Below are 19,264 nucleotides of genomic sequence, written 5' to 3' on the forward strand. Positions count from 1 at the left end.
AAAGTTAATATTTAGGACTCCACTTTCGCAAGCTTATTATCTGAAATAAAAGTCGCTAGTTCTTCAAATTCTTCTTGTGATAATTTTTCATCTGTTGCATATTGAAATGATACTCCACTAAACACTCCTGAAAGTTCATAAGTTGAAACGATTGATTTCTTAAACGGTTCATCGTTATATTCATTATATAATTTAGGCATTTGCATGTTTAGTGGGCTAATAAAGGGCATCCAACCTTTTGTTAAATCAACAAATAAAATAGGCATCTGTATACTGTCAAAACGAAATATATAATCACTATCCGATACAGTATTAAAATGTTCGTTACTAATCATCAGAAAATTATACTTCGTTTTCAATTCGTCATTTGTTAGCAATTCCTCAACCTTTAAAGATTCATAAGTGACGTTTGAATACTCAAATTGTTCTAGATTATCGCCAATAACTCCAATACGAATCGTTTCATCCGATATTAGCTGTTTTTCTGTGCACCCCCATAAAACCATTAAACATATGATGCCAATTGTTAATTTTAATTTGATAAATAGCCCCCCTCACAGTTGTAGTTAAATAGATCTACCTACTTACTCATTGAACATTCTCTATTACATTCTACTAATAACATCTAATTCCTTTTCAATAATAAACTTTATGCTGACTTTCTTAAGCCTTTTTACATTAAGTGACGTAGCTCACTACATCGGTAATTGAAAATGATTATCATATAGTTAACAACATAAAGGTGGGATACTATGGATACACAAAAGATTGTGGAGCTTGACGTGAGAGAGGATTTATTACTTAAAAAAGAGCCTTTTGACAAGATTATGGGAGCGGTTAAACAGTTAAAGCCTGGTCAGATTTTCGTGCTTCATGCACCATTTAATCCGATACCATTGCACAAACTATTAAGTAAAAAAGGATTCGTTTACGAAGTGATTAAGCTAGAGAAAAAACATTGGCAAACTACTTATATACAGAAAGAAGTGGATAACAGTGATTCTTGATAATCGTGGCTTAGAACCACCGCAGCCGATGATGCGCACATTAACAAAGTTAGGAAACTTACATGTAGGTGAAACAATTACTATTATAAATGATCGTAGACCAATGTTTTTATATGAAGAGTTAAATGAGCTTGGCTATTTACATAACACAGAAGCACTAGAAGATGGAAGCTTTAAAATTACAATTACAAAGTCTGGTGAATAACATGAAACCAACAAGTTTAAAATCGGATACAAATATTAAACTTCCATTAGCATTTATTTTATATGCATTAATAGCTTTTGTTGTAGCACAAGGTGTTCTTTTGCTGAATAGTAATTTGTTAGTATCGAGTCAATTTCGACTTCCTAGTTTATGGATGGGTGCACATTTCCTGTTACTCGGCTTTGCAGTAATGATTGCTTTGGGGGCAATGTATCAATTAGTTCCTGTTGCATTTTTAACTCCAATTTGGAATCAAAAAATGGGCTATCTCCAATTTGGAATTACAGTTGTAGGAATAACTAGCCTTACTCTAACTCTTGGATTTAAGCCTACATTCGCTATTTATGGAGGAATCCTAACAATCTTTGGTATTACTTTATTTATCATTCAAATGGCTATGACAATCAGTAAACAAAAACAGAGAAATATGAGTTTATTTTTCGTCATTGCAGCTGTTTCGAGCTTTGCCCTCACTATTCTGGCAGGCTTTGTACTCGCTTGGAATATTGCCTACGGTGGAATAGAAAGCCATAATTCAATTCTATATTCTCATATTACGTTAGGTGTAGCAGGATGGTTTACACTTTTAATATTCGGTTTCTCTTACAAGTTAGTGCCCATGTTTAGCCTTTCTCACGGATTTACATTGAAATGGACTAGTCTTTCCTTCTCAACCTATGTGTTCGGACTGCTTATACTAATTGTGTCCTTTTGGGTTGATTTGGATGCACTAACTACAATCGGCTGGCTATTTCTTTTTATCGGTTTCTCTTTTTTTGTATTAGATATGAGAGCAATTTTACATAAACGCTTAAAGAAGAAATTAGATAAGCCTTTTGCATTTTCGTTAATTGCGATAGGAAACGGTTTGGTAATTCATTCTCTTGCTTTAATACTCAGTCTGTTTGGAATAAATGATTCATCCATTTGGAGTTGGTTAATATTTTTTTACGTAATGAGCTGGATTATATTTAGTATTTTAGGATACTTGTATAAGATTGTACCGTTTCTATGGTGGACACATAAATACGCAGATAAAATCGGTAAAGAAAAAGTTCCAACGATGAAGGATATGATTGACGAAAAAATGAGCGTTGTATTATTTAGTTTGTTTGTCGTTAGTATTATTGGATTGACTACAGGAGCATTATTACAAATCAGTTTAGTCGTTTTGACTTTCCAAGCATTGCTAACTGTAACATCCTTTTTATATGCATTTTCCATCATTCGTATTTTATTTAAATAGCATTCAGGAAGGGAGTTCTTATAAATGTCTTACGGGAAATTGGTAGAACAATCATTATATGATGTTGTCGATCCAGAGTTAGGTATAAATATCGTGGACTTAGGGTTGGTTTACGGAGTATGTTCAGATGAGAACAACAATGTAATAATAACTATGACGCTCACTACCCCCGGCTGCCCCATGCATGACAGTATTACAAATGGAGTTAAACACCGAGTCAGTCAACTAGAAGAAGTTGGAGAGGTCGAGGTAAATCTCGTATGGGAGCCAGAATGGAGTCCGAGTAAAATGAGTGACCGAGCGAAAGAACTGTTATAAAGAGGTTGGGAATAGACTTGCTCTTCATGGGTAAGTCTATTTTTATTTTAGGGATTTTGTGAAAATAGTCGAATCGCAAGATCACTATGGAGAATCGCAAGTTTAGTTAATAGTATAGCAAGTTCAACCTGTTAAATAGCAAGGTCACTCTCGCAAATCGCAAATCCACTTGATAAGAGAGGGATTTTCTCGGATAAACGATGGTGCACTACGTATAAGAGGAGCTTTCTCATAAACGATTCGAACTCTCGCATTATCTTCAGTTTCTCACCCACTTTCGAAATCCATCCAATATAAAAAGGACAATTTGATACACAAATTGTCCGATTTTTTATTCGTAATCAGAGGGATCAATTATCAGTGTTGAGATGAAATAAATCATAATACTGACTGCAAAAAATACGAAGCCCCAGCCTAGTGTTTTTTGTTCGATGATTAAGTAATTGTTGCATAGTTGGACGGGTGATGCGATATAGAGCCATGCCATGACCCCAAAAATTACACTCAGTAGAACATATAATGTATTTTTTCCTACGTTACTTAGTTTACCCCAGCTGTCTCGTAATGGAACTCCAGCTAAAAATGGTAAGCTTATAAATTTAAATAATTCGACTGCGGGTATCGACAGTGCTTCATCCATCGTTCTCGGAAGCAACCAGTAACCGAGTATCACCATAAAGAGAAGAATACCAGGTACCCCATTACTATTCCATTTTTCAAAGAATCTAGGGAATATCTTTTGATAAAGTGGAGCCATTAGTACACCAACGACAACAAACAACGTCATTTGCATATGCATATGAATAGCCATAACTGATTCTGCTAAATTCGCAACAGGTGGTAGCATCAAGAAAATATATAGGACTAGTCCGTACTTCAAACTACTCCCCCTCTTTCGAATCGAGAATAGAATTTACTTTATCCGCCGCTATTTCAATTTCTTCATAATCCATCACTTCGACTAAAATTCCATTTGGATCTACTAGATAAAAGGCAGAATTATGCTGGAAGTTGCCATTTTCATCAGGGATAACAGTCACTCCAAAATCCATAAGTAATCCTTCTAACTGCTGCTGATCTGATATTCTTGCCATTCTCCACGTTTCACCGTCACTGTCAAAATAATAGCGATACTTTTCAAGAGTTGCCGGATCATCATTCTTTGGATCAAAGCTAATACTTAAAAAAACGATATCCTTACCTATATACTTGGGTGGAATTTGTTTATATACCTCGGCTAAATTGAATTCTAATTGTGGGCAAACATCTGAGCAGGCAGTATATATAAATGTCAGCATCACATATTTTCCCTCGAACTCTGAAAAGGAATATACTCTTTCTTTGCTATCTTCTAATGTAACTTCAGGGAAAACTGGATTCTCCTCCATTAATTTATTCACTCTGGCAGTTTCAACTGTATATGCAGTGAATCCGTCCGTTCCAATAAAAAATAATATAGCTCCAAATAATAGGACAACAAAGATTGCTATTGAATTGTATTGTTTGTTCTTCATAACAATCACAACCTCATATTTATTAATAAAGAGATAGCCTCTAAAGACTATCTCTAGTACGTTTTACCAAGTTCTAAATGGTGGTGATCCTGGTGGTGCATTTACAATCATCTCTACAACCGGAATTACGTATGCCATGGAAACTACTAAAATCATTAGGACAATCCATAATGTCCACCGTTCTGTCCATTTCGGTGTTGGCGCAGCATTTTCCTCTGGCTCCGCGATTTGGAATTCCGTTTGTCCTCTTGGTGCAAAGAACATTAGATTGAATGCGATGTAGACCATTAGCACGACACCAACCATTAACAATGTACCACCAACTGCTAGCAGCAATAGATAAGGATCCCATCCTAATGCTGTCGCATTATCTCCATAAGTTGTATAAGAAGTTCTTCTTGGAGAACCAAATAGGCCAACATAGTGCATAGCCCCAGACATTAATGCCATACCAACTGTCCAAACTAATGTTTGAATTACCCCTAATTTATTCATTTGAGGTGTAAGAACACGTCCAGTCAAATGAGGAATCAACCAGTAAGCAACTCCAAAGAATGATAATACAACCGTCACTCCTAGAGTTAAGTGGAAGTGACCTACAACCCACATTGAATTGTGTACTACAGTGTTTAGTTGGTTATTTGTTTGAGCAATACCTCCGGCTCCAGCGGGTATAAAGGCTATCATCGCGATCATTGGTGCGAGGAATCGAACATCGACCCATGGTAATTTTTTAATCCAGCCTAACAGACCTTTCGCACCTTTCTTTCTACCAGAGCGTTCAAATATCGCAAACATTGCAAATGCAGTCATTAATGAAGGGAATCCGATAGATAGACTCATAAATACATGCATGAATTTAATACCTTCAGTAATTCCTGGATCGACAATTTGGTGATGGAATCCACCAGTAATATTTAAAACTACTAATAGTATTACAACTAGTCGAGTAAGCGTGTCACTCCATTGTCTACCGCCAATAATTTTCGGTATAGCAATATACCAAGTAGATACTGCAGTCAGATACCAAATATTTACTAACGTATGTCCAAAACTCCAGAACAGCGTGCGACTTAATAGAACATTAATCGTATCTGTCCAACCAAATGCCCAAGGTATAATCATTAATACTTCAATTGTTACACCTATACTACCGAAGAACAAAAGCACGAACACACCAACTGCAAAGAATGCGAGTAAAGGAATATGCTGTCCTTTATGTTTCTTTCTCCAGTCTGCCACATTGATGAATGCACCAAATGCGCATAGCCAAATACCTACTACTAGAAATACTAATCCAACGTAAAACCAACCAGATGCTGCCATAGGTGGATAGAACGTATACATAACAGATGCATCACCCATGATAATAGTTGTTGCAACAAAGACAACCCCAACTACCATTGATCCATAGCCAATCCATCCAAGTTTTCTAACCTTCGGAAGTAACCCTCCTAACGTGTGAGATAATGCTGCATAAAAATATCCAATAGTAAATGTTGTAGTAAACACCAGAACTAATAATACTCCATGTGCTGACAGTACTTGATAATAATTTAGCCATGTTGGTAATTCTAATATTCCAGCACGGTTAAGGCCTTGAAGCAAACCTAATACTCCTCCAATAAAAAACGCGATAAACGCTACTATAAAAAGTGCAATAGAAAATCGTGCATCCAGAGGATTGGCTCCTAACACGTTATTTACTTTTTGTTTCATTGTTTTCTTTGCTACTGCCTCCATGATGATCCTCCTTCCTCTATTTAACTGTGATTGTAGTACTCATCATCTGATGTCCCGCCCCACAATACTCATTACATAAAACTAAATATTCACCGGCTTCATCAAATTTTTGTGTTGCCCTTTGGATATGCCCTGGTGTTACCATTGCATTTAAGTTAGTGCCTGCCACTTGGAAACCATGTACAACATCCTTAGATGTCATGACAAAAGTTACTTTTGCTCCTGCTGGAATTTCGATATCCATTGGAGTGAAAGAGAATATTTGTAGGGTCATAACGACCTCATATTCATTGTCTCCCGTTTTATAAACACCAGGCTTATCAAAAGGTGCTGTTTCATCAACTTTCTGTGGATCTATTGTCTCTAGCCCACTAGGTGTCCCCATATCCAAAGCGAAAGCTTGATATCCGGTGATTGCCATCGAAATAACTAAAATTGCTACTCCGATAATTAGCCAAACCTCTTCTGCGCGATGCATTTTCATACTGTTTCTCCTCCTTTCAAACTCGATTCATATATAAAACTAGTAGTAGAACGATACATAAAATAATCGGTACTCCAACAAAAACGAGAGAGGCAAATAATGCTCCACTATAAGATTCCTTCTGTTTTTTTACATTTTTGAATCCCATCTATTTCGTCCTCCTTGTATTTCTTCTTACTTCTATTCTAGTAATAAAGCACATACTAAAAAGTGTTCTAAATCACTTGTAGCTGTGATTTTGAACACGATGTTTTTTATATTAATCCGGAGATAGCCCATAAAACTGTGGAATTAGCCCTTAAACTGCTGTTATCCACCAAAAAATCACGGTATCGCCCATAAAGTCACCAATATAACCCATAAAACTATTACCACTGCCCATAAAATCAAAAAATAGCCCATATCCCTAACGTCTATATACTCGCAACAAAAAAGCACTCAAGTTACTGTTTCTAAACAGTAACTCGAGTGCTTTTCCGCCATTATGGCATATATTTCTCTTCAACTTTCACTACTACATCATCTTCAACTGTCACATAATAAGGTCCTTTGACACCAAGTAAGTAGGTGATAAATTCCTTCTCCTCCACTACTCTAGGCTCCGAGGGATTCTCTTGATTAACAAGTAAGAACTCTGCATCCTCGGCTATTTTCATAGTAGATTCTTCTTTTGTTTCATTATACATCACAAAACCAGTTGGTAAGTCCTTCTCCACGTCCAGCCCTAACTCCTTAATCCTATCTTTGTCCGATTCCTCTATCCATTCAACCTCATCCAAAACAAGATTTCTGGTAGAAAGTTCATAATTCTTTATGATCGCTAATTGTTTACCTGGCGTATCTGTTTCTTTTGGTGTTTCCTCATCCGAACAGGCTCCAAGCATAATAATACTTAACGTTACTAGAATAACTTTGCTCCAACCCGATTTTTTAAATAAGTTCATATCGTAACCTCTCTTCTTTATGTATTAAACTCTTTTTAAACCCAATTACCTAAACGTCTTAACCTATTTACATAAAAAAAGTAGAGCACCGATGTATTGGTTAGCTCTACCTCCTATATGAAAGATACTAAATTTCCATATCCCAGCATTCTTGTTGAGCTTTCTTGGCTTGCTGTTCAGTTTCTTCTGGATGCATAGTGCGAAATTTATGATGTTCTGCTGGTATGATATCTATCATTTTTTCAATCATATCTTCAGGATCAAATTGGTCTTCTAATTGCGCTTCTTGTTTTTGCATATCTTCCTTGTTAGTAAAATTACTGTCTTCATTGTACCATTTATATTTTTCTTCTGCACTTCTATCATTGAACCCTGTATTATATGGTCCTGGGTTAATCGTTGCCACTTGCACTCCAAACTCTTTCAACTCTTTTTGTAGGGTCTTGGCAATTCCTTCGATTGCATGCTTTGTAGCAGTGTATGGACCTACATATGGTGTTGCTGATACACCTGCAATGGAACTCATAAATACAATCTTCCCACTGCCCTGCCTTACGAATTTTTTGGCAGCAATTTGTACAGTTTCTAACGTAGCAAAAACGTTCACCTCAAACAATGCACGAAATCGATCCATCGGTACTTCTCCTAACGGTCCACCTTCATTGATAGCTGCATTTGCAACAAATATATCAAAATCATAATCTTCCATTTGTGCACGGTCACGTTCGTTCGTAATATCCATCTTGAATATTTCCATCTTTAACCCTAATTCATTGGCCTCTCGTAATAGGTCTGTTTTTTGAGAAGTGTTTTCTGTTGTAGCGATTAAACGATGACCCTTCTTAGCAAGTCCAATTGCTGCACCTCTTCCAAGTCCGCTTCCAGCACCAGTAATAAAAATAGTTTTGCTCATAATTATTCCTCCTACTTAAGTGTCTTCTATTTTCTGTTCCCTACCAGAAATATATAAAACACTCGATTCGTCTAAACAATTAAACGAATGATATAGAAAGAATTGGTTACAGCTAGGCCTTGCTCTGTACTATTTTCATCAAATATTTTAGTTACCTTTGATAAATCCTCTTCCTTTAACCTTTCGTAAATAGATGTCTTTTGACCAAAGCAACGTAACTTTAATACATCGATAGGAGAATGCAAATATTCTATACTTGTTACATGCTCCAGTTCAATGGAAGTGAAGCTACTAATCTCCAATTGTTTATTTATTTTATTTAGTATTGGTGTACCAAAAGAGTAGTCAAATAGATTTGGAAAAATTAGAGGTAGTTCTTTTGCTGCTCCATCACCTGGATGAAGTCCAAGAATTGATCCTCCCTTAATCACTACTTCTGTAAGGGCTGGATAAGCAGATGTAGGTCCCTTTCGAGTGTATGCACATTCAAACTCATTTTTCTCAAAAGGTAATCCTTGTTTGCTATTTCCAACAATGAATGTAAGGTTCGACTTTTCATTCACCTTAGCAACTTCTAAGAAATTTTCAGTTACATCAAACCCTACAATCTGTTTAGCAATCGAGCTACAGAATTTAGTAAAATCACCATGTCCACAACCAACATCTAGAACTTTTTTGTTTTTTATCATTTTTGACACTTCTTCATCAAAAATAGACTCTCCACTGGGCTTAGTAATGGTGGAATTCCAAGTATATTTATAAATGCGCTGTAACTCTGAGAGCTGTTGATACCATTCTATGGAATGTGGTGTTAACCATTCAGAAAAGGTCGTTGGATTATTTAACATTTACACCCTCCCCTTGCTTGTTACGCTCCTTAAACAAAAGCCATAAACAGCTAAATACAATAAACGCCACTAATTCTAGTGATAAAATATACCATGGATAGGGCCCTAAAAAATCCATCAAACTTCCACCTCTTGGCTTTTCCTGTAAAAACATATAATTGCCTTCCACTAAAAAGTTTATAAAAAATAGGAATGGTAGCAATACATTTAACGTAATCATTGTCTGGATAACGCCTTTAAAGGTTGGCTTGTAACCTCTCACCCAAGTAAAATAAAGCGCGGTTAAAATGATTCCAAAATGCGTATAGAAAAAATGGAAAAACCTGAAATGTGGAAAGTTTAAATCCAAAACAGGTGTAGCAACTGCCTGGATTGCTCCTCCAATACCAGCGAAAAAAACAAATGAATAAAGCTTCTTTTTTCCAGTCCAAAGCAAAACAATTGTTATGATCAGACTAATACTGCATAGTTCTAATGGTAATGAGTTACCCCAATCCCATCTTCCTGTTTGAACAAGCCATATATAATAACAACCATCTATTATGAATAAAGTAAGAGCGAAAAATCGTTCCATGAATTGGACTTTCTGTTGTTGAATAGTCCATCTATTCCTATTATAAAATAAAAGAAGGATTAGAAAACACAAGGTAATCATTGAAGTTATATGAACAGCTGAAAACATTTCAAATGCAGAATCCATTTTCTGTCTCCCCCCACTCTTAATCTACTCTATTATATTCGGCACAAGCTTTTGAATTTCCTTTGAAAAAAATATAAAAAAGCTACTGGTTTCACCCCCAAGTAGCTTTCATCATTTGAATATATTTTTCACATTTTTGGCCCATTAAGTAATTTGCTAAACTGAGAAATAGTAATAGTAATTTGAATCTCTTATAAAACCAATTTTTTCGTAAAGTCTTTGTGCTGGAATGTTTTCCTTACCGGTCTCAAGTAAAATTCCTTTTGCATCTGTTTCCTCTGCAAAATTAATGACCATTTTTATTAATTTTTCTGCAAATCCATTATTGCGTGCACTCTTTTTCACATATAAATCATTTAAGATCCATGATTGTTTCATACTTACGGAAGAAAATGATGGATATAACTGTACAAAACCAACTGGACTATTCTCATCATAGGCTATGAAAACTACTGATTCTTCTTTTACTAATCTTTCTTTTAAAAAAGCTCTCGCACCTTCAAGATTCGATTCTTGTTTATAGAACAATCTATATAAATCAAAAAGTTCCGTCAGTGAATCAAGCTCATTTAATGTAGCTCTTTGAATGCACATATTTTATCTTCCTTTATTTAATTTTTATTGTATTTTACCATTTATTAACTAGATTTTGTTAAAAATTAAATTTCGAAAGTTTCCAGTTGAATCACTCTTGTTGCAAGCAGTTCAATATCCCTTTTCTTCAATTGACGAGTTACGGACATCAATATTGGGAAGCACTCTTTGATACTTCATCAGTACCTATGCCAAGCAACGGCCGTATGTTAATTTCATCACCAGACATTTCCTTACGCAAACACTTATCCAGAAATCTTTACCACTCTAGCTCCACTAATTGTTTCATCGCTGATGATTTAGTTTCACCAGATTCTTTGTCAATAAGGGATGAGTAAAGGTGTGGGATGACAAGTTCCGCACCGTTTTCTAGACATATTTGTACAATTTCATGGACATTACTTAAGTCAATTCCACCTGTTGGCTCAATGATTTTAATACCTGCTTTTGATGCAGCCTGCGTCATTTCTGCTAATTCATCGAGACACTTTACTCCTTCGATCGGATAAAACTTAATGGACGGAATCCCCATTTCAGCAATCATCGTTGCGGCTAGTTCACAAGTAACCTTCTCGCGGTGAGCAGAACTCAATGGACCTGTGGAAATATATACTTGCCCAGGAGTGCCAGTTGGCTCAATCATGGAGTTGATCAGAGGAACATTTTCTGTAGTTTTTTCCAATCTTCCAAGCGTATAACCCGATGCAGGGAACACTTGGTTGATGTGATCCGGTAGGGTTGCTACAGACACTTCGGCCACTTTTTTCCACATCGCTGGTTCTCCTGCACCCAACCCAACCGATACTGGGATATTATTTCCTTTGAATTCTTTTACTAATTGGATAGCAGCCTCTTCTGTCGGGAAGTTCTTGACCATCACTCCGACTAATACACGGTCTCCAGCAATTTGCACTAGTTCCTTTGCATTTTTTAAATCCTTCGCCAATACATTAAAAATAACACGATGTTTAAATGGCATTATATCACTCCTCGAGCTAATATTAGTCTAATCTTCTCTGCAATAGTTTCTTCTTGTCCTTTAAGTAAAGGTCTCGGATCAACTGATAATATTCCTATATTCACATAGTGATGGCGTAAATAGATGGCTGGGTTTCCTGATTCTAGAGCATGCAGTAATTCAGCTGCGTCCATGCCTGCTTCCTTACTGTTCACCTCGATATTTGCCCGGTAAATTTCTCGTCCTGCCTCATCCTGTTTAATCATGCACGTTAAACCAGGAACCCCATTTAAATCTTCACAAAGTAATTTCATTCTACTAATTTGAAGCTCGATATTTTCACCTTTGTGAGAATACTGTTTCAACGCCACCATCAAACCGGCCATTCCTTCTTTTCCAATCTTCATGGGACGTCCAATCCCCTGATATTGCTTCCTACATGCTTCCATTAATACTTTTTTACCGCAAATAAACCCCGATGTTGGGCCTTCTAATGCTTTACCACCACTGTATATAACGATGTCTGCACCCATCGCAATATACTTCTGAAAATCTTCTTCCGCAGCAGCATCCATAATAAAAGGAATTTGATACTTTTTTGCAATCTCAATCATTTTTTCAATTGACTGCATACCTTTTTGAATAGCGTGATGAGACTTAATATACATAAGTGCGGCCGTATGTTCATTAATGGCTTCTTCGATATGTTCTGCTTCTACTTTGTTTGCTTGACCTACTTCTACTACTTTGCCTCCACCTAAACTGATCATTTGTGCAATGCTTGCTCCAAAATGAATTTGCTGTCCTTTTTGAACAATCACTTGATTTTTCAATCCATCTGAATATGGTAATCTTTCAATATGTGTCAGATTAGTACCGGCAATCACTGATGCAACACTAATCGCTATTCCTGCTGCTGCACCACTTGTTGGACAGCCATCCTCAGCCCCTGTTACTTCAGCAATCACTGTCCCTGTTAGTTCCATAATTTCATCGATATCTACATAATTCTGCGAGGCCTCTTTCAATGTTTGCGCAACTTCCTCACTCACAGCTGATGCTCCGAGAGCCGTCATTTTTCCACTCGCATTAATCACCTGCTTTAAACCTAATCGTGTAAAAATATCCATCTTTTTCACCTCAGTCTAATGAAATTGGGAAAAATGCACCTAAAAGCATTGCTCCTATTATTGCACCACCTACAATTGGTTTTTTTCCAGCATAAAAAATTGCGGCTCCAACAATAGCTCCAACTCCGATTGGAATTGACGCCGATGCTGCGGAAATGATGATCAAAGGCCCTAAGAACCTACCCGATGCATTCCCCGCCCCCATCATGACGTCTGCACCAAAAGTGGAATTAGATTGCCCCACTGTAAATTTACGAATTACTATGACTGTATAACCAATTGCAAGTCCTAAAACTGCTCCAGTAAGTAAAGATAGTGTGAAGTTTTCAAGTGGTGCAGTGATCCCTGAAGCTAGAAGTAGAGCTGGTATTCCAATTCCTATTCCCGTTTGGATAGCTCCTCCAATATCTAAAATCCCGACAAGAGAACCCTCTAGAATACGTGCAAATAGAAAACTAGCTCCAAATGCTGCTGCAACTCCATAGCCCCCTCCTTGCAGACCTACTTCAAGCATCGCAACAATTGCCACATCATTAAATGCCCCAATTTTATATACATAGTACATATGTGTACCAGCAAATACTCCTGAAGACAATAGGGCTACCAAAAGTGGAAATGACCAATCTGCATACCAAAAACTCTTCATATTAATTTCATTGTTCCCACCCATTTACTTCACCTCATATCCGATTAATTTGTGTAAATCGATCAACCATTCAGGTGCTTCTAAATTAAATCCTTGGAGAAAAGCAATATCAAATCCTCGGAAAAACCCACTTAATACAAACAGTAAAATTACAGAAACCAATAGCGTTTTCGTAATCTTGTTCCAACCGCCGTCATCTACACCTTTACCTATTAATATCCCTAAAACAACACCTGGAACTGCATTTCCCATGACCAAATGTGCTGCTCCACCGAAAATTGTTCCCCAGATTCCAGAGCGTTTGCCAGAATCCAAAGCTGCTAACCAGAAGATAACTGGCATTACAGGATTGATGAGCAAGTTCGCCGCTGGTACTAATACTTTTAGTGCAATTGCTTGCAGTGATTCAGGAATTGCCGATGCCGTTGAATTTAAGAATGCAACAACGAGTATCCCGATAATAGCTCCCGTAATTGCCATCTTCTTCGGATTATGCAATGTATCTTCTGGACGTTTTCCTTTTCTCATTAATACTGCAGCTGCCCAGTTTGGTATGATTCGATGATCCACATCCTGCGTGAATGCACCAGCACCAACAGAAGATGCCCAAGCATTAAAAAAGAATCCTAAACCAAAAGAAAAATGTGACGCAGCATCCCCCGCACATGCATTTAGCTCTCCCAGAGTCCGAAATGCGCCCATACCTTGTGAACTTGGAGCATGAAACATCCGAGCTGCACCAGCCCCAACACCAAAGCCAACAAATCCTCCAATGATGATTGACTTAATGATAATCACTAGTAATTCCACTATTCATTCCTCCTTTTATTTTGGAAAAAGACTTCCCATTGCGTGACTTTTTATATTATTTTTTTGTTCCACCTTGTTGAAATTGATTTCCTCTATATTCAAAAGAAATAAATTTATCTTTACATCTAGTACAACACTGTATTTGCTTCTTTTTCGTGGAAAAAAGAAGAACAAAAAGCGTTCTATATACGAAAACTCTTTGGCCTCTACAACATCGACGTCAATAGGCTCAATCCGAATAATCATATTTCCCTTATAATCTTTCATAACTTTTTTCTGAATATTGCCTAGGGCAATGTTCAGTGCTTTTTCTTTCGAATCACCTTTGCCCTCGGTACGTACTTTTGTTTCAATAACATTTTTCATAAAATTACCCCCTTATTTTTAGTAACTCTTCTGTTAGTCTTCTTCCTAACTCTTCAGAGTCATTAAACCCAAAACCAAGTACTCTTTTACCTTCCCTAAGAGCTGTTAACCCCTCTTCAATGGAACGCATACCGTATTGTGCTGGGTAACCATACTTTGACTGTGCTGTAATAGCTCCTGCTCCTCCACTGCCACAAAAAGAAATGCCCAAATCTGCATTCTCTTCCTTCATCTTGTCACCTAGTTTCATATCAGCAGCCATTCCACTAATAACGATAGCAGTGCCCCCAGCTGCCTCTACGCCTTTCCCAACATTTTGCCCTTTTCCTAATCGATCACCAATCACAACAATAACTTTGCTCATCACACATTCCTCCTATTTATTCTTCATTTAGTTTTGCAGCTTCAAAGTGAATTGATAAAAGATATTTTTCATCTTCATGCAAATTACTAAGTTGCTTACAAATTTCACTTGCCATCTCAATAGACTCTGACGAGACTTCATTAAATATTTCTTTTTCCACCGACTGAATTGGTTCTTCATTCGTTGAGCGATAAACCATTCCAGAAATATGTGAAACAAATGAAAGCCATTGAGGTACTGTCATGAGAACTTTTTTAGACTCTAAAAAATCTTTTGAATAGCTTAAAACGTCTATGCATAAATCTGGATTCCCGCTTTTACTGATTATCTCTTGCTCTTTTGAATTTTGTGTATTCATAGTTGTACAACCTTCCCATCTTTCAGTACCATATGTGGTTTGAGTATTTGACTCGCCTCTAGTTCTACTCCCATAGAGTCAGTTAATATCGTTCGTTGTTCTATCTTTTTAAATATCGTGATATCGGCTGTCGTCCCTAAAGCTAACGTCCCTATATCACTTGAGCTTAGAGACTTTGCAGCTCTAGATGTAACCGTTTTCACAACTTCCATTAAGGGAATCCCTAATTCCAACAACTTGGACATTGTATTCATCAGGCTACCAACAGGGTTTTGATAGTTTTTAAGATAGATATCAGTACTGGTTGTAAACGAATCATCGTATTTATCTCTAAACTTCATCAAAGTTTCATAGCTGAAGCTATCGGTGCCATGTCCAATATCAAATAATACGCCTTTCTTTAAAGCCTCCATCGCTTCTGGGATCAGTAAACCTTCTGCATTTAAAATTCCATATTTTTTCCCATGAAATGCATGCGTCACAATGTCTCCTCTACGTAAAAGAGGAAAGATTTCTTCCAAATTTGGAGGTGGGTTTCCGATATGGACCATAATGGGAACGTTTATATGATCTGCTACCATACGAGCGTGTTCAAGAGGTTTAATGCCTCTGTTTTTAACAACACTCCCACTCATACGTGCTTTCAACCCCACGATGCTTGGTTCCTTTTCAAAAATCTCTTTCGCTTCTCCTAAACTCATTAAATCTTCCAGATTGGCAAGTTCAGATAAGCCGTTAGTTAAGCCTTTTCGTGATATATTAAGAAATGAAAGAACTTCCGTTCGACTCGGTTTAATCACTTTTTCCTTAAAAGTCGAGTAATCTGAATACCCGGAACTCCCAGCGTCCACTACTGTTGTAACTCCTTGCTCAATACCAACAAGATCTGCCTCAATCCCTAGTTCTGTGTGTTCTGTAAAGATATGCACATGCATATCGATGAAACCAGGAGAAACATAGCAGCCTTCAGCATCGATATATTTTACATTTGAAGGACTTATATCTTGAGGTGCTACTAATAACCCGTCTCGTACACCAATTTCTTTCACTTCAATTGTGTCTTGTTCTGGATCTATGACAATACCATTTTTTATGATGATTTCTTCTAGCACAAGAACACCTCCAGCTATTTTAAATAATGTAGTATTGCATAAATCTCTGCTTCGTGAACCTGTAATTCGTGTGTATCTAAAATTTTTTTTATCGTTTTAATATTCTCTACGTCATAAGAGTTGTTTATTGAATAGGAATAGTTATCGTATTGTTTATCGAAATAGTAGCGATGGACCATTAAAGAAATATGCAGCATGAGTGCCTGCTTCTTTGACTCACTTATCTCGTTTATAAAAGCTAACTGAATTTCTTGGTTAACCTCAAATCCTTTTAAGATAATTTCTTGACTGATAAATTCATTATCTTTATCACTAATTTTCTCCTCAGTACTTTCTAGCAAGTTATTGAATTGAAAATTTTTAAAACGAAGTAATTCCTTCACTTTACTTTTAATGTTTTCAATATCCCTCTTACTTGGCAGGGAATCTACGATTACTAACGGAAGATCTGTTTCAATCGGAAAGACACTAATAATGAAATCGACCTCCTCTTGTATGCAAATTTCATCTACTTCCATAATCGAGCAATTTTTAACAATTTCGATATCGTAAATTTCTCTTTCAACACGATTTTTAATAAGGCGTGCAACACCTTTTCCAGTAGAGCAAACATATAAAGTACGAATTTTACCTTTTTGATCAAATTTCTTTTCAAAAGAGACGATGAAATGGAGGACTATTAATGATATAAATGAATCAGGCGCTGAAATTTTTTGAGGTGTAAGGTACAATTGGCACGCACTCTGTATGGTTGTGAATAGAGCTGAATATTCTCTCTTTAACTCTTTCGTAAAAGGATTAATCTCTGTAAAATTGATTTCACCTTTTTGGAAACGCTGAGAAAGATGAGCAAACAGATTATTAAATAATTTTGGATCCTTATGATAGTGAATACCTTGTATTTCACTCACATACTGAATTATTTCTTTTGTCACCTTTAGTATGTCAATTTGATTGAGATCATTATCACTTTCACCCGACACATAGCGGTATTCCTCTTCAAACAAAGGATACTGCATTTGTTGACACACCTTCTCCATTAGTTGAACTGTTAAATCATTGTGATCTGCTTTATTTAAAATCCGATAATCTTTCATCGTAAATCCGGCGTTCATACGAGTAATCGAGATGGTAAGTCGGAATAATATTCTCAATACCTCTGATTCATAGAGTACATGTTTGGGTGTGGAAGAAATTAACTCAGACATTTGCTTTTCAATAGTTTTATAAATTGGAAGTATATCCTTAATCATTTGCAGCCCACCACTTAAATCATCTCGTCTTGTTACTCGACTCATAATTTTATATACATCATTATTCGTCAAATCAGCATGGATCAAATGTTCAAACAGCAGCCTTAGCGAAAGTTCTTCCCCTATTAACTTATAACCAGTCCCGCGCATTTTTTCTAACTCTATATTCCATGGTCGGAGCAATTCATCCATTTGTTTAATATCATTTAATGAAGTATTTCGACTTACATCTAGTTGTTCGGAAAAAGTAGCCGCAGTTACATATCCAGTGTTCACCAGCATATACAAAATCATTTTTCCTACTCTAGCCTCTTGGTTCAGATAAACATTATTTCTTTCAACTTCCGGTAAGGCATGAATAATTGCTAATCGTTTTTCCTCGTCACAATCAAGCCAAATCCCTTTATTTGGTTGTGAAAATACTTTTCCTCCTTGCTCACAGAGCCATTTTTTCACGTCATCCATTTCGTATTTAATCATCCTCGTGCTTACATTAAACTCTTCAGATAAATCCTTCAGATATATAGGACCACTGGCTTCTAAAAGCTTTGTTAATAACCTAAATCCTCTTATGGTTAGCACTCTTATCCCACCCTCTAGTTCTTTGGCTTTTCTACATATTCTCTGAGTGTCCGAGGTATTCAAAAATCTGGCACTTTAAATGATCAAAATAACCTGCGTTAAAAATATTAGAAAATAAACAAAATTGGATCTATTTGTTCGTACTTATAATCTTAAGCCTTCATTGAATTTAGATAAAGGCAAATTTTTTTCCTACCGATGGGGAAAGAAATTGTTGCTTTGCTACTCCTTCATGAATTAGTAAGAAGAAAGCCCTTCTCAGATGAGCAAGGCTTCCTTCTTTCTGTATCTTTTATAGGATTGTGCCGAAAAATAAAGAAAAGCAGTTCTATTTTCAACGGGCCTTCATAATCCCATCTACCTGTTTGAGCAAGCCATTTAATTTAACCTTCTTCTAATATCCCTGTCCTAGTATTAGAGAAAAAAAAAGTTACTAGATTCCTATATAATCTAGTAACTTTCATCATTTGAATTTAATTTTCACATTATTACGTCCATTAGACTTGGCTTTATATAACTCTTCATATGCTATAGAAAACATTTCAGCTTCGTCCTTAAAGCTGCTCCTTAAACCATGAACACCACCGACACTAATAGTCACTTGAAAAGAATGCTGCTCCCAACAGAATAGTAAGCTTAATTGTTCAATGGCGTTTCTTAAAGTCTCTCCCAATTGAACAAAATCTGCTGCACTAATATCGGTTAAAAAACAAATAAATTCATCTCCATCAGCATGAAGAAGTAACCCTTGTCTGTCGCTTGAAATTGTTTTGATACAATTTGTGACTTGTTGTAAGCAACGATTTCCTTCTATATAACCGTGAAAATCATTATAGCTTTTGAAATGGTCAAGATCGATTATACAAAGTGCGACTTGCAAATCTTCCCTACAATCACCTAGCACTTCTTTCATATACTCTGTCAAATGTTTGGAGTTTGGCAGCTGTGGCAATTCATTATTAAATAATTCTCCACTCTCATACTTCGAAAGGACATCAACCATTTTTTTTTGAATAGTAATCTCATTTTCTAATTGCTTATTCATTGTTTTTATTTTCACCACCTCTTTGCAGTTTATAACCTACTTTATTTTAATAGTAAAATTAGATAAAAAATTTTAACAGATAATACAATAGTTTTTTGTTTTGAGCTTTTATTTATGCCGATTA

The 19,264-nt window shown here is 36.3% G+C and carries 25 protein-coding genes; 4 read left to right on the forward strand and 21 right to left on the reverse strand.

Annotation, left to right across the window (positions count from 1 at the left end):
- Nucleotides 1–11 precede the first annotated feature (11 nt).
- Nucleotides 12–506, reverse strand: coding sequence for a hypothetical protein (locus tag ACQCPR_RS15740; RefSeq protein ID WP_427137490.1), 495 nt, complete (start codon nt 504–506; stop codon nt 12–14).
- A gap of 246 nt (nt 507–752) precedes the next feature.
- Here ACQCPR_RS15740 and ACQCPR_RS15745 point away from each other — a divergent pair, with 246 nt between their 5' ends.
- Genes ACQCPR_RS15745 through ACQCPR_RS15760 form a run of 4 tightly spaced genes read left to right on the forward strand, consistent with a single transcriptional unit; the run spans nt 753 to nt 2,776 of the window.
- Complete coding sequence (locus tag ACQCPR_RS15745; RefSeq protein WP_090568233.1) at nt 753–1,007, forward strand: DUF2249 domain-containing protein; 255 nt, start codon at nt 753–755, stop codon at nt 1,005–1,007.
- A complete protein-coding gene (locus ACQCPR_RS15750) occupies nt 997–1,212 on the forward strand; it encodes a DUF2249 domain-containing protein (protein ID WP_427137491.1) in 216 nt (71 codons plus the stop codon). The genes ACQCPR_RS15745 and ACQCPR_RS15750 overlap by 11 nt, the downstream gene beginning before the upstream one ends.
- Before the next feature lies 1 nt (nt 1,213).
- A complete protein-coding gene (locus ACQCPR_RS15755) occupies nt 1,214–2,458 on the forward strand; it encodes a hypothetical protein (RefSeq protein WP_427137492.1) in 1,245 nt (414 codons plus the stop codon).
- A 24-nt stretch (nt 2,459–2,482) separates the two neighbouring features.
- On the forward strand, nt 2,483–2,776 hold the full coding sequence (locus ACQCPR_RS15760) for a metal-sulfur cluster assembly factor (RefSeq protein ID WP_090568225.1): 294 nt from the start codon (nt 2,483–2,485) through the stop codon (nt 2,774–2,776).
- Nucleotides 2,777–3,107: 331 nt separating this feature from the next.
- On the opposite strand, the gene ACQCPR_RS15765 is transcribed toward ACQCPR_RS15760, so the two are convergent.
- From ACQCPR_RS15765 to ACQCPR_RS15860, 20 genes are all read right to left on the reverse strand, one after another.
- Nucleotides 3,108–3,656 carry a hypothetical protein gene (locus ACQCPR_RS15765; RefSeq protein WP_427137493.1) on the reverse strand — a complete coding sequence of 183 codons (549 nt, stop codon included), beginning with the start codon at nt 3,654–3,656 and terminating at the stop codon, nt 3,108–3,110.
- 1 nt (nt 3,657) lies between these two features.
- A complete protein-coding gene (locus ACQCPR_RS15770; protein WP_427137494.1) occupies nt 3,658–4,290 on the reverse strand; it encodes an SCO family protein in 633 nt (210 codons plus the stop codon).
- A gap of 63 nt (nt 4,291–4,353) precedes the next feature.
- On the reverse strand, nt 4,354–6,033 hold the full coding sequence (locus tag ACQCPR_RS15775; RefSeq protein ID WP_427137495.1) for a cbb3-type cytochrome c oxidase subunit I: 1,680 nt from the start codon (nt 6,031–6,033) through the stop codon (nt 4,354–4,356).
- 16 nt (nt 6,034–6,049) lie between these two features.
- Nucleotides 6,050–6,517 (reverse strand): cytochrome c oxidase subunit II, encoded by a 468-nt coding sequence (locus ACQCPR_RS15780; RefSeq protein WP_269922301.1) that lies wholly within the window; start codon nt 6,515–6,517, stop codon nt 6,050–6,052.
- Nucleotides 6,518–6,533: 16 nt separating this feature from the next.
- Nucleotides 6,534–6,665 carry a hypothetical protein gene (locus ACQCPR_RS15785; RefSeq protein WP_269922300.1) on the reverse strand — a complete coding sequence of 44 codons (132 nt, stop codon included), beginning with the start codon at nt 6,663–6,665 and terminating at the stop codon, nt 6,534–6,536.
- 334 nt (nt 6,666–6,999) lie between these two features.
- Nucleotides 7,000–7,461, reverse strand: a complete 462-nt coding sequence (locus ACQCPR_RS15790) for a hypothetical protein (RefSeq protein WP_340930598.1) — start codon at nt 7,459–7,461, stop codon at nt 7,000–7,002.
- Nucleotides 7,462–7,588: 127 nt separating this feature from the next.
- A complete protein-coding gene (locus ACQCPR_RS15795; RefSeq protein WP_340930600.1) occupies nt 7,589–8,374 on the reverse strand; it encodes an SDR family oxidoreductase in 786 nt (261 codons plus the stop codon).
- A gap of 71 nt (nt 8,375–8,445) precedes the next feature.
- Nucleotides 8,446–9,222 (reverse strand): class I SAM-dependent methyltransferase, encoded by a 777-nt coding sequence (locus ACQCPR_RS15800; protein WP_427137496.1) that lies wholly within the window; start codon nt 9,220–9,222, stop codon nt 8,446–8,448.
- On the reverse strand, nt 9,212–9,922 hold the full coding sequence (locus ACQCPR_RS15805; protein WP_427137497.1) for a TIGR02206 family membrane protein: 711 nt from the start codon (nt 9,920–9,922) through the stop codon (nt 9,212–9,214). Before ACQCPR_RS15805 ends, ACQCPR_RS15800 begins: the two co-directional genes overlap by 11 nt.
- A gap of 156 nt (nt 9,923–10,078) precedes the next feature.
- Nucleotides 10,079–10,516, reverse strand: coding sequence for a GNAT family N-acetyltransferase (locus ACQCPR_RS15810; RefSeq protein WP_269922295.1), 438 nt, complete (start codon nt 10,514–10,516; stop codon nt 10,079–10,081).
- Nucleotides 10,517–10,775: 259 nt separating this feature from the next.
- Nucleotides 10,776–11,495: a KDGP aldolase gene (locus tag ACQCPR_RS15815; RefSeq protein WP_427137498.1), complete on the reverse strand. Its 720-nt coding sequence runs from the start codon at nt 11,493–11,495 to the stop codon at nt 10,776–10,778.
- Nucleotides 11,495–12,604, reverse strand: a complete 1,110-nt coding sequence (locus ACQCPR_RS15820; protein ID WP_427137499.1) for a DgaE family pyridoxal phosphate-dependent ammonia lyase — start codon at nt 12,602–12,604, stop codon at nt 11,495–11,497. Before ACQCPR_RS15820 ends, ACQCPR_RS15815 begins: the two co-directional genes overlap by 1 nt.
- Nucleotides 12,605–12,614: 10 nt before the next feature.
- A complete protein-coding gene (locus ACQCPR_RS15825; protein ID WP_090568187.1) occupies nt 12,615–13,274 on the reverse strand; it encodes a DUF4310 family protein in 660 nt (219 codons plus the stop codon).
- A complete protein-coding gene (locus ACQCPR_RS15830; RefSeq protein WP_269922292.1) occupies nt 13,275–14,060 on the reverse strand; it encodes a DUF4311 domain-containing protein in 786 nt (261 codons plus the stop codon).
- Between the two features lie 15 nt (nt 14,061–14,075).
- Nucleotides 14,076–14,426, reverse strand: coding sequence for a DUF4312 family protein (locus ACQCPR_RS15835; protein ID WP_427137500.1), 351 nt, complete (start codon nt 14,424–14,426; stop codon nt 14,076–14,078).
- Between the two features lie 4 nt (nt 14,427–14,430).
- Nucleotides 14,431–14,790: an SFCGS family glycine-rich protein gene (locus tag ACQCPR_RS15840; protein ID WP_427137501.1), complete on the reverse strand. Its 360-nt coding sequence runs from the start codon at nt 14,788–14,790 to the stop codon at nt 14,431–14,433.
- Nucleotides 14,791–14,806: 16 nt separating this feature from the next.
- Nucleotides 14,807–15,148: a PRD domain-containing protein gene (locus ACQCPR_RS15845; RefSeq protein ID WP_269922290.1), complete on the reverse strand. Its 342-nt coding sequence runs from the start codon at nt 15,146–15,148 to the stop codon at nt 14,807–14,809.
- The gene (locus ACQCPR_RS15850; protein WP_427137502.1) at nt 15,145–16,260 is read right to left on the reverse strand and encodes an amidohydrolase/deacetylase family metallohydrolase; all 1,116 of its coding nucleotides are present in this window, start codon (nt 16,258–16,260) and stop codon (nt 15,145–15,147) included. Before ACQCPR_RS15850 ends, ACQCPR_RS15845 begins: the two co-directional genes overlap by 4 nt.
- Nucleotides 16,261–16,274: 14 nt before the next feature.
- Entirely contained in the window at nt 16,275–18,095 is a 1,821-nt protein-coding gene (locus ACQCPR_RS15855) for a BglG family transcription antiterminator (RefSeq protein ID WP_427137503.1), read from the reverse strand.
- Nucleotides 18,096–18,558: 463 nt separating this feature from the next.
- Nucleotides 18,559–19,140: a GGDEF domain-containing protein gene (locus tag ACQCPR_RS15860; RefSeq protein WP_427137504.1), complete on the reverse strand. Its 582-nt coding sequence runs from the start codon at nt 19,138–19,140 to the stop codon at nt 18,559–18,561.
- Between the last annotated feature and the right edge of the window lie 124 nt (nt 19,141–19,264).

Source organism: Psychrobacillus psychrodurans (assembly GCF_050209195.1).
Taxonomy (GTDB): Bacteria; Bacillota; Bacilli; order Bacillales_A; family Planococcaceae; genus Psychrobacillus; species Psychrobacillus psychrodurans.